The sequence below is a fragment of the uncultured Campylobacter sp. genome, from assembly GCF_938018035.1.
In the GTDB taxonomy this organism is placed as follows: domain Bacteria; phylum Campylobacterota; class Campylobacteria; order Campylobacterales; family Campylobacteraceae; genus Campylobacter_B.
This window is the reverse complement of sequence record NZ_CALIJF010000242.1, coordinates 1-3,331: the sequence shown is the minus strand read 5'-3', so window position 1 is coordinate 3,331 and position 3,331 is coordinate 1. Positions and strand designations below refer to the sequence as shown.

At 40.4% G+C, this 3,331-nt stretch carries 3 protein-coding genes; all 3 read left to right on the top strand.

Translation table 11 applies throughout. The features are described from left to right. Nucleotides 1–356 (top strand): helix-turn-helix domain-containing protein (locus Q0257_RS07235; RefSeq protein WP_298023402.1); only part of this gene is annotated, 356 nt, incomplete at its 5' end. A gap of 156 nt (nt 357–512) precedes the next feature. Next, on the top strand, nt 513–1,592 hold the full coding sequence (gene dnaN, locus Q0257_RS07230) for a DNA polymerase III subunit beta (RefSeq protein ID WP_298023399.1): 1,080 nt from the start codon (nt 513–515) through the stop codon (nt 1,590–1,592). 9 nt (nt 1,593–1,601) lie between these two features. Continuing rightward, on the top strand, nt 1,602–3,331 hold a 1,730-nt coding region (locus Q0257_RS07225; protein ID WP_298023396.1), incomplete at its 3' end, for a DNA gyrase subunit B.

Here is a 3,331-nt window from a genome sequence, read left to right as displayed (position 1 = left end):
TGGAATTTACCAAAAGTACGCTGCAAGATCAGATCCATCAAAAATATTCAAGCGTGAGTCTCGAACACGTCATAGAGGTGATCTCAAAAGAACTGAACGTAAAACCTAGCGAGCTAAAAAGCAAAACGCGAGCTAAAAACGTCGTCGAAGCGCGCCAAATTTGCATATATCTAACCAAACAGTTAACTCAAAACTCAATGCCTAAAATCGCCGCATTTTTTAATCTAAAAGATCACAGCGCCATCAGTAAAAATATCAAAAAAATCAACGAACTCATTCAAACCGACGAGATATTAAAGATAAAAATTGAAGAGCTAAAAAACAAAATAACCAAAAAGGATAAGAATGAAATTTAGACTTTATGAAAATAAAGCAAAAAAGGTGAATGAAAGTGAATAAAACAAAGCTACTTACTCACTGGATAAACTACCTAAAGACAAGCTTTAGGATAAGTTTTTCACAAAAACCGCTTACCAACTACTACAACGATAAAAATTTAAAAGGATAAAAATATGAAAGTGTTAATCACTAAAAAACTTTTAGAAGAGATAGTTTCAAATACTAGCTCCTATCTTGATAAAAAAGATCTAAGCTCAATAACTTCGCATCTTTTAATGAGTGCTAAAGATGGAATTTTTAGTATAAAAGCCACTGATCATGAAATAGGCCTTAGCTATAATCTACAAAATATATCAATAGAAACAGAGGGAGAAGCTACAGCAAATGGAGGCAAGCTCCTTAGCGTCATTAAAGGCCTAAGCGATGATAACGTGACTTTAGAAACCGTTAACGGAGCACTATTTGTAAAGCAAAAAAAATCCAAGTATAAACTTCCAATGTTTGAGACTAATGATTTTCCAAACTTTCCTACAATAGATGGTAAAAATAGCTTTGACGTAAACGCTGGAATTTTAGGCAGAAGCCTTAAAAAAATATATCCGTCGATCGACACCAATAATCCAAAATATGAGCTAAACGGAGCCTTAATCGACGTAAAAGAGGGCTTTATAAATTTAGTCGGAACCGATACGAAGCGACTTAGCGTTTATAAGCTGATCACTCAATCAAAAGCTGGCGAGCTCGATACTAAAATTTTAATCCCTAAAAAGGCAATAGGCGAAATTCAAAAGCTATTTTCGGACAAAATTAAAATTTACTACGACGAAAACGTGCTGCTAGCTGTGAGCGAGAATTTTGAGTTTTTTACGAAGCTTATAAACGGCAAATTTCCAAACTACGAGCGCGTGATCCCAAGCGATACGGCGTATAAAATTTTAATCCCGCGCGATAAGATGGTAAGTGGCGTACGAGCAATAAACGCAATGTGCGAGGAGATGAAGGTTACCATTAAAAAGGACGGAATGGTTTTTGAGAGCATTAATGAGGATAATTCCGAGGCAAAGACCGAGATTGAAGCGGCGATCGATATAAACGGCGAGATAGTCTTCGGCGTGAAAAATCGCTTTCTGCTTGATTTTTTAAGTAATATCGAGAGTGAAATTTTTGAGCTAAATTTTAACAGCTCCGATACGGCGTTTGTGCTTAGCGCGGATGGCTTAAAAACGGTCGTCATGCCGATAAATAATATTTAAAGGAAAATTATGAAGCAAAATTATGGCGCTAGTAATATTAAAGTTTTAAAAGGTCTTGAGGCTGTTAGAAAGCGCCCCGGTATGTATATCGGAGACACCAATATCGGCGGACTTCATCATATGATTTATGAGGTTGTAGATAATTCGATCGATGAGGCGATGGCGGGGTACTGCGACACAATCGACGTCGAAATCACAAACGAGGGAAGTTGTATCGTTAGCGATAACGGTCGTGGAATCCCCGTCGATATACATCCGACTGAAAAAATTCCTGCCGCGACGGTAGTTTTAACCGTGCTTCACGCAGGCGGTAAATTTGACAAAGACACTTATAAAGTCTCCGGCGGTCTGCACGGCGTTGGCGTTAGCGTTGTAAATGCGCTTTCAAAAAAGCTTGTTGCTACGATCAAACGTGACGGAAATATTTATAGACAAGAATTTGCCAAAGGAATTCCTACTACCGAGCTTGAAAAGATAAAAACTACTAATCGCACGGGCACGACTATCGAGTTTTGGCCCGACGGCGAAATTTTTGAAATTTTAGAATTTGACGATGAAATTTTATCAAAAAGATTTCGCGAGCTAGCGTATTTAAATCCAAAAATTACGATAAATTTTAAAGATAACCGCACGGGCAGGGACGAGCACTTTCACTTTGAAGGCGGTTTGGAGAGCTTCGTAAACGATATGAATAAAGCGCCTGCCATATCCAAAGCCGTATCGTTTAGTGATAGCGCGGATGATGTTATGGTGGATTTTGCGCTTATGTATAACGAAACATATAGCGAAAATTTGTTAAGCTTCGTAAATAATATTAAAACTCCAGACGGCGGTACGCACGAGGCGGGCTTTAGAGCGGGTCTTACGCGTGCGATAACAAATTACGTCGCGGCAAATGCGGCTGCGCGTGAAAAGGACACGAAGATTACCGGCGACGACGTTCGCGAAGGGCTTATTGCGGTAATTAGCGTAAAGGTTCCCGAGCCGCAGTTCGAAGGACAGACTAAAGGCAAGTTGGGCTCCAGCTACGTTAAGCCGATCGTGCAAAAGATGGCGTTTGAAGTGCTTAGCAAGTATTTTGAAGAAAATCCGATCGAAGCGCGCGCCATTATGAATAAGGCTCTTTTAGCCGCGCGCGGTCGCGAAGCGGCGAAGAAAGCACGTGATCTAACGCGCAAAAAAGACAATATAAATTCCGTCGGCACCCTCCCCGGAAAGCTAGCCGATTGTCAAAGTAAGGATGCAAGCATCAGTGAAATTTATCTAGTTGAGGGCGATAGCGCGGGCGGTTCGGCGAAGCAGGGAAGAGACCGCGTGTTTCAAGCGATCCTGCCGCTTAGAGGTAAAATTTTAAACGTAGAAAAGGCGCGCCTGGATAGAATTTTACAATCAGAAGAGATTAAAAATATGATCACTGCCTTTGGCTGCGGTATCGGCGAGGAATTTAACGAAGAAAAGCTCCGCTATCACAAAATCATTATTATGACCGATGCGGATGTCGACGGTAGCCACATTCAGACTCTACTTTTAACATTTTTCTTTAGATTTTTGCGCCCTATTGTAGAAAACGGCTATGTTTATCTGGCACAGCCGCCGCTTTTTAGATATAAAAAGGGCAAAAAAGAGATTTATCTGAAAGATGAAAAGGCGCTTAGCGAGTTTTTGATCGAAACGGGCATTGATATGGGCGAGTTTGAAGGTATCGGCAATGAGGATCTGATCGATTATCTAAAAATCGT

Excerpts from the sequence above, each read along its gene's own strand:
- dnaN (WP_298023399.1), top strand. The coding sequence starts at position 513 with ATGAAAGTGTTAATCACTAAAAAACTTTTAGAAGAGATAGTTTCAAAT.